At 37.8% G+C, this 7,804-nt stretch carries 10 protein-coding genes; 9 read left to right on the top strand and 1 reads right to left on the bottom strand.

Annotated elements, in window-relative coordinates; genetic code table 11:
• Positions 1-1,423: hypothetical protein (locus DI076_RS18710; protein ID WP_108961374.1), on the bottom strand; the 1,423-nt coding region annotated here is incomplete at its 3' end.
• Between the two features lie 6 nt (positions 1,424-1,429).
• Between DI076_RS18710 and DI076_RS18705 the strand changes: the two genes are divergently transcribed.
• The 9 genes from DI076_RS18705 to DI076_RS18670 are packed head-to-tail and all read left to right on the top strand — an operon-like array spanning position 1,430 to position 7,729.
• Positions 1,430-2,677 carry a baseplate J/gp47 family protein gene (locus tag DI076_RS18705; protein WP_245918585.1) on the top strand — a complete coding sequence of 416 codons (1,248 nt, stop codon included), beginning with the start codon at positions 1,430-1,432 and terminating at the stop codon, positions 2,675-2,677.
• Positions 2,674-3,312 carry a hypothetical protein gene (locus tag DI076_RS18700; protein ID WP_108961373.1) on the top strand — a complete coding sequence of 213 codons (639 nt, stop codon included), beginning with the start codon at positions 2,674-2,676 and terminating at the stop codon, positions 3,310-3,312. Before DI076_RS18705 ends, DI076_RS18700 begins: the two co-directional genes overlap by 4 nt.
• A 2-nt stretch (positions 3,313-3,314) precedes the next feature.
• A complete protein-coding gene (locus DI076_RS18695) occupies positions 3,315-4,934 on the top strand; it encodes a hypothetical protein (protein WP_108961372.1) in 1,620 nt (539 codons plus the stop codon).
• Positions 4,935-4,942: 8 nt separating this feature from the next.
• Positions 4,943-5,485 (top strand): DUF4376 domain-containing protein, encoded by a 543-nt coding sequence (locus DI076_RS18690; protein WP_108961371.1) that lies wholly within the window; start codon positions 4,943-4,945, stop codon positions 5,483-5,485.
• Between the two features lie 56 nt (positions 5,486-5,541).
• The gene (locus tag DI076_RS18685) at positions 5,542-6,207 is read left to right on the top strand and encodes a hypothetical protein (RefSeq protein ID WP_108961370.1); all 666 of its coding nucleotides are present in this window, start codon (positions 5,542-5,544) and stop codon (positions 6,205-6,207) included.
• Positions 6,204-6,854, top strand: a complete 651-nt coding sequence (locus DI076_RS18680; protein WP_108961369.1) for a M23 family metallopeptidase — start codon at positions 6,204-6,206, stop codon at positions 6,852-6,854. The genes DI076_RS18685 and DI076_RS18680 overlap by 4 nt, the downstream gene beginning before the upstream one ends.
• Positions 6,851-7,009, top strand: coding sequence for a hypothetical protein (locus DI076_RS20210; protein WP_167396560.1), 159 nt, complete (start codon positions 6,851-6,853; stop codon positions 7,007-7,009). The genes DI076_RS18680 and DI076_RS20210 overlap by 4 nt, the downstream gene beginning before the upstream one ends.
• Positions 7,002-7,403 carry a hypothetical protein gene (locus DI076_RS20390; RefSeq protein ID WP_245918584.1) on the top strand — a complete coding sequence of 134 codons (402 nt, stop codon included), beginning with the start codon at positions 7,002-7,004 and terminating at the stop codon, positions 7,401-7,403. The genes DI076_RS20210 and DI076_RS20390 overlap by 8 nt, the downstream gene beginning before the upstream one ends.
• Positions 7,400-7,729 carry a hypothetical protein gene (locus DI076_RS18670; protein ID WP_108961368.1) on the top strand — a complete coding sequence of 110 codons (330 nt, stop codon included), beginning with the start codon at positions 7,400-7,402 and terminating at the stop codon, positions 7,727-7,729. Before DI076_RS20390 ends, DI076_RS18670 begins: the two co-directional genes overlap by 4 nt.
• Positions 7,730-7,804 lie beyond the last annotated feature (75 nt).

The raw sequence follows: 7,804 nt of genomic DNA, 5'->3' as shown, positions 1-7,804 counted from the left end.
GATATCTTTCAAGATAAACTCCAGTATCCCTTTGATTATATGTAACGCTCGTTGGAACTTTGATCGACATTCCAATGATTTCTTCATTTGATTTTCCAATAAGTCTCGGATCATTTTGAATGAGTAAATCAATTCTATCAGGAGAACCAAAGTATTTCCTCGCAAGGATTTCTAACGTTTCCCCGGGTTTTACTTTAATGTAAGAGGAATTTTGCGCCAAATTTTCATTATTTGCGAGCATCAAGACGGTTGAAATAGTTCCAAGAGCTATCTGAACGTTTAGAATTGATAAAACAGCGGGATCCACAGCTGCTTCGATTTCGAAATCGCTTACTGCTCCAGATGTAAGAACATTGTCTAAAACTGAATTTGGGATTTCTTGAGCATCAATCTCAGATTGGGAACTAGTTGTACTAACTGGAACGATAGGTATATCCAGAGCTCCGATGGAAGGTACTGTTTGATTTGGGAAAAGAGATTGCAATAGTAATTCTTGAAACTGATTGGTCTTTTTCTTGAGTGGCCCACCTGCTTTGGAAATTGCACGAAGAGATTCTTTGTTTGTTGCTTCGAAAGATTTTAGAGCATCTTTCATTCCTTCCGCTAAATTGGCAATATCGGTATATAGTTCAGTAATCCCTTTCAGGTAACTAAGTGGCCCAGATAAATCAGAAAGAAATTCTTCAAAAGTAACCAATACACCTGAAACCATTTGTTTAAGATCTGGGAGTGGCGCACGCCGATTCTTCCCACGGGCAGACTCGTCTTTGATTCCGATGAAATTTAAATTCCAATACCAAGTATGGGGATCTTCTTTTGATTGTGATATTTTGAATCCATTTTTATCGAATGCGACTTCCCAATGCGAATCACGATCATAATCATGAAAAACCATCTGGATATCTTCCGAGTTAAAAGATTCCGTACCAAATGCAGATGCGACACTATATATATCAAAAGCATTTGGATAAAATGAACTGAAAGTCGGAACTCGAGATTTGAATTTTTCTTTATCACGAGCTTCCTGCATAAGGTATACTAAATCAAAGAAGTCTAAATAACCTGCCTTCTTAATGGGATTTAAATCTTCCAATTCTCCAAGAAGTGCATTCCCTACGCCTGCCAATCCTGGCATTGGTTTCCTAACGGGTTTCCCCGTATAATGCGCGTATATTTCTCCAGATAAACTTATTTGAGAAATTCCATTTCCATTATCAACTACCTGCGCACCATTGTAAGTTGGTGTCACAGAAACATTATAAGTGAATGTATGATCCATCCGGGAGAGTCCAAGTAGAAAGAAATACTCTCCCAAAGTGATATTAGGTCCATATTTGACACGAGATAGAAATTCTACTGAATATGCACCTGTGGCAGAATAGCCACCAGTGTTATTTGTTACGCTCGTCGCAAGAGATCCCATTGGGGAATGGACAAAGCATCTATTCCCTTAGAAAATCAACTCATTTACATCAAAAATGCTTGCAAAATGAGTCCATTAGTTCCCTTGTCACTTCCCATGTCTACGGCGTATGCACCTCGAACATTTCTAGCCTACTTTTCCAATATTATGGCTTATATTGTGGGTGCAGGAGTCCGTCTTACAAATTGGAAACCAGGTTCTAGAATCAGAACATTGGTAGAAGCAATCGCGTTACAATTATCGAGAGGTGATGCTGAATTTTTTGCCGGATACCAATATGCAAGAGACAACGCTTGTTATGACTCTTTCAATTTCGGATTGTTACCTGGTAACAAAGCAACAGGTTACATTAGGTATAATCATACAGGCCACACTTCCAATATAGATATCCCCATATTTGCGATTTCACTTTTTGGAATTACCTACAAAACAATTCAACCAACCACTCTCCTCGTTGGAGATACTTCAGTTGATATTGATATAATCGCAGATGAGTTAGGGACAAAGGGAAATTTAGTACCTCTAGAAATAGACACGGATCAAGGAAAAGGTGAAATCTATAATCCAAATGATCCGAATGAAATCCTTACTTATGATAGAATTTTCAATCCAGTAAACATAACTGGTGGCACAGACCAAGAAACAGAAGAATCAAGACAGGCAAGATGGCAAGAATTCATCACAAATCTTGCACGTTCAACTCTATCTGGTATTCGATCAGCTGTAAGGTCTGTCCCTGGTGTAGTCGATTCTTTCGTAACAGAAAATATAAATCCGTATACAGGCGATCCAGAAACTGGGTGGATCAATGTTTATATTTCTGACGGTACAGGAAGTGTGGATCCATTGATTGTTGCAGCTGTTAGAAACAAGATCGATGGAATTGAAGGGACCGATGAACTTGGATACCGAGCAGGCGGGACAACCCTCTATGTAGGCAATATCTTAACTCAAGCAATAAACGTAGACTATGAACTAGATGTTTTACTCACAAGTTCAGTATCTAACGCAACTTTTAAGTCACTTGTCGAGACATCGATCTCGAATGCTGTGAACCGACTTTCGAATGGATCCGATGTGTTGCTCGATTTAATGAGAGCAGCTGCACTAAATTCGCACCCTGATATTTTAAGGATCCGTTTCCTTACTCCTTCCTCCGATGTTTCCGTACCTTCCGGGGCTCTCCCAAAGATCGGAGGAACTGGTGGTGGCACCATTACCAACTCAGCTATCAATAGGATTCCAAGGCCATGATTTTCGATTATTTATCGCTTTTTGGCCGATTTGGTAAAGTTTTCAAAGCAATTCTTTACGATTCAGATAAAACAGAAAAGCAAACTATCTCCAATATCAATGATATCAATAAAGGAGGAATTCATAACGCTATTGAATGGCATATGCGAGTCATTTATAGACTGTTAGATGAATTCCCATTAACTCGGGCGAAAGGTTTCTTGCTTAGAGATTGGGGTAGATTTCTTGGAATTGTAAATGATGAAGGTTTGGGAGACGACGATTACAGAGCAAAAATCATCGCTAGGTTATTATCAATCGTAGGTACTAAAAACATCATCAAAGGACTAATTCCTGAATCCTCAGATGTTTACTTAAGAGAAGGCAACCAAATGGGCTGGTTTTTAGATGTCTGCTATTTGGATACTCCTGCCTATCCTGACAAAATGGTTGGAGCTGTTTTTGCATTTCAACATAACGCGCTATATATATTATTTCGAACTTTATACGATATTAACCTTCCTTTGCTTCGATCGATTTACGAATTGAAATCGGCTGGAATTGGAGTCTTTGCGGGAACAATAGTTGAACTCCCAACATTGACGCAAATGTATTTAAATTATGGATTCATAGATAGAGATTATCTCGGAGAATAAAAATGCCAATAGTATCGGTTCCAGTCACGACAAGCACCAGAAAGAAAACAATTTACAATTCTAATCAAAGGGTAAATGCAAAAACAATTGGCAATATTCCAGGATTAGAGGATGATTTAGTGCTCTACCCAAAGTCTATTGCGATGATTATTCGTGAACTCTTTGATGTTTTACCAACTGATAAACAATTTTTCAATGGGAACGTAGAAAGTTTTGATACAACAGAAATCGTAACTAAAGAAGGTGCATACCTAGTTGGAGATGACATCTATTACCTTGAAGCATTAACGCTCGTACCAACTGCAGCAGGCTTTTGGGGGTTTTTCGAAATTGAGCTAGAAGCTGTTGATTCAGACCCTGCAAGTTTACAATTCTTTGATGTATCAACAAACACAGTTAGTCAGCAAGTTGTTAAGACAAGGAAGTCTTACAATATTAAAGTCTACGAAAACTATAATACCACTGCATCCTTCCCTACTCTCACGCCTGGTAGAATAAAATGGATTGAATTCAAGAAAGATGCTGCATTCGGAAATATAATCGAAGTCAAAAAGCTACTCAATTCGGTAGTTTTGCCAAAAGATAAATCTGGCACTTTAGCATTACTAGAAGAGCAAACTTTTATAGGACTAAATGATACTCCGTCATCATATAGCGGGCAAAAAGGTCGAGTGCCAGTTGTAAACCAAGCAGAAAATGGGATTATTTTTCAACAGCAATTTGGATTATTAGATTCAAAGTGGAGTTCTAGAAAATTCAGTCCTTCCCCATCGGAACCTTGGTTTCGAAAAGATTTAGATCAAACCTTTAATATATCTAACTGGCCTCTACTTGTTCCTGAATTAAGAAATACCAAGTGGGAAATTGGCTCTGTTTCTGTTTTCAATGTTATTGGATTTACTACTGGAACTGTAACACGATTACAATTAGAGGATACTCTTATTGCCAGAAATTTAATCCGTGCACTTTTGGAAGATTACCATTTTTCCAAGTCTTATACTCCTTCTACAAATGCCGACGGTGCTGATAGTGACTCTGAAATTTCAGCTTGGTCATTTATTGTAAGAATTACTTCTGATATCGGAGCAGGAACCAACGCTCCAAAATCAGGTCAGGAGTTTAGAATTCGATATCTATCTTCATTGGCGAATACCTTATCTGTTACGAATAGATATATTTGTATAGATAAAGACACATCTTCATTGGCATCAACTGGAACTGGGACTATTGAAATTTACCCATTCCGAATGGCTTCTGGAGGAACACCAAATACAACACAAGCTAGGTGGAGAAAGACTGGGGAAGCAGGACTCATGACTCCAGGATCGACTTTCTATTCTGGAACAGATTTAGTTGAAGTCCCTGCAAATTCACGTGTAAGAGATAGAGGACAATTGCATTATCATACCTATCAATTATCAGCGGGTGCCACAGGCTTTTGGTTAGAAGGTGGTGGATCTCTGGCAACTGGTGGTGGAGGTGCTGGGAATCCATCTGGTCAAATGTCAATTCTAGGACCAATTGCAAGTCCAACGGATGGAACACCTAGAACAGGTCCAGGAGCTAGAGGTAGGGAATCTGTAGAATACCTCTATGGGAATGGCGTAATTTATTTAACTTAGAGGACAAAATGTATTATTTAATCAAAAACGACACGCTAGTTGATCAATCGGAGATTGAATCTGATTTACTTCTAATTTCAGAAAACGGAATGTTTATCACAGATTCTTGGCCTCCGACTGGCAAAAAATTTGAGAATGGTAATTGGAGAGAAAAAACCATTTCGGAAAAGACTGAAGATGGTGAGATCTCCCTCGAAAATCGAAGATTGATTTTAAAAACAGAAATCCTCAATTTCCTTTCTATGAAACTTGAACAAGGAGTTCAATTTCATGGTTTCAATTTTCAAGCGCGAGAAGAGGACTTAATTCGAATGTCTCTCGCAATAAAGAAAATAGAACTCGGAGGATCATGGTCAGGTTTTTGGAGAGATAGCGTAAATCAATGGAGAGAACTAACATCAGAGCAATTGAATGAACTCGCTCTCACTGCTGGAAATTTTTGGGAAACCTGTTTTCGTAAATCACGTACATTGATCGATGAATTACCTTCGAAAAATAAAACTCAACTAGCAAATTACAATATTCAGGCGGCTTGGGATGCAATCAACTAACAAGCCAATAAAGAATATCAAGTTCAATACAAGTTCTCATAAGGAAGTAAACTAAAATGACCTTTTGGGATTTTGCTCACTTGCATTTCTTTGAATTATTTTTTCTGTTACTCTCTATAACTTTCATTTTTGCAATGATTTTCTGGTTTCTTGTATTTTTGATTAATAAGTATTCTTTGAATCTCACATCAAAATGGTTAAACTTAAAATCAGAAAAGATTCCTCTTTCGGAATACGTATCTAGAGATACACTTGTATTTGGACAGTTAAGCACACTCAGAGAATATTCGAATGCTGAAATTGCAGCAGTATTTTCACTCCATAATGGTGGAAAATTCAATAACGGTATTTCAGTTCAAAAATGGTCACTAACTCATGATTGCTGCGCAGATGGATCTTTTCCGTTTTACGATAAAAGCTTAAAGTATAGAGACCAACTAATCTCACAAACTGATTGGGTAGCCAATGCGATTATTGAAGATTTATATTTTTTAGATATTTCGACAATGCGAGAAACATCTGCCTGGCGCAGGGAATTTGTACGCAATTCAATTGTTTCATGTGTATTTAAACTCGTACAAACAAATGATGCACAGGAACTTATTGTTGGGTTATTCTTCAGGGATAACATAATTGATAAGTCCACTTTTGATTCAAAAAAGCTAATCGAATACTCTGACCGAATTTCATCAATACTCAAAACAGGAATGGATAACTTATGAACAAAATTCTAAATTTACTTCTACCAATTTTAAGATTAATTCTTAATCACGAAAAATTACAGAAGAAATCAAATAACTGGAACGACTCCCCTATCGCCTCAAAGAAAACTGAGACCTTACGATCTGAGATCCCAATTCCAGAAACCAGCGAGGAACCTAAATTTTTCCATCCAGTTCGGATTGTTTCTGAAAGAGTTACATCACCGTATGGATATCGAACTTTGAACATCGATGGGAAAGCAATCAGGCAGTTTCACATAGGAACTGATTTCGGAGGTTCTGGGCCGGTATATGCTGTGGAAGATTCGATTGTTGTGAAGGCTTTGGCTGCCGACAAAAAGCATCCAGTTAGATTTGCGAAACGCGGGGGAACCTGGGTAGATCTTATCAAAGCAAAGGAAATCCCATCCGATCGCGCATGGACTCCATATGTCATCTTGAAAGGGATTCATACAGGGAATGAGTACAAATACAAACACGTAGATCCATCGGTCGAAGTAGGCGCTGAGGTAACGGCTGGTACTGAAGTCGGTAGAAGTGGGAATTTTGGATATTCAATGGGAGCTCATTTACACTTTGAAGTTTGGAAGAACTCAAAGACAGTCGATCCAGTGAATTTTTTAAAATCTTTGGAACTCGTAAAATGAATTCTGTCGAAGCAATTGCGGAAGGATATAGGATCTTGTGTTTGCACAAAAATCTTCCGCAGGAAGCGAAGGATCTCATGGAAACTCTGATTAGAACAAACTTCAAATTAGAAAAAGAAATTTTAGAACTCAAAAAAGGAAAAAACAATGGTTGAATTTTTATCTTCGGCAATCCCTCAAGCAGTCACATCGACAATCTACATCGGAGCAGTCATTATTGTATCTCAGGCTGTCTTTCGATTTATTCCAATCAAGGCAGTCCTCTTGCACAAGAAGAGAATGGTATTTATCATCGCAACTTTGATTGCGATTCCTCCGAATATTCTTTATTGGATTACAGCTCCAGAAAACTTCCAATACTGTGTTGAATTTTCATTCGTACAGGAACCTATCTGCAATGAACTACCGGGTTGGACTTTGTCTCTATATCAAAGTGCATTCTTATTTTTGAGTTATCTTCTTTCTCAATTTCTATATGACAAACTCGCTAGAAAAATGTTTGAGAAAGTTGGTTTTGTCCCTAAACAAATCGATGAGGAAATCCAATGAAACTAATCGAACGATTGCGACTTTTAATTCAAGCAAATGTACCTGGTCTTATTTTCTGTGTGATTGGGATTTTTGCTATTTTGTTTTTTAGGGAATCATTAAAAGACCTGTTCCATTCACCGCGGATCCCTGTCGTAATTCAAAACTCAGGTAAAAAGGCTAACTATGGACCCGATATCACTTTTCTAGAGTGTCTAGGGATCCAACACTCTTGTATTTATGATAATATTCGTTCCGGAACTGAAAAGTTTATCATAGAAAATTGCGAAGATGAAAACTTTTGCACATTAGAAATATCTACTTACAAAAACAGGAAACGAAAATGAAACCATTCCTAATCTTTTTATTTTTACTTTGCGCCTGCTCAACACCGCCCAAAAAAATAGAATACTCCCCTTCTT

The sequence above is a fragment of the Leptospira ellinghausenii genome, from assembly GCF_003114815.1.
In the GTDB taxonomy this organism is placed as follows: domain Bacteria; phylum Spirochaetota; class Leptospiria; order Leptospirales; family Leptospiraceae; genus Leptospira_A; species Leptospira_A ellinghausenii.
This window is presented reverse-complemented; position numbering and strand designations above follow the sequence as displayed.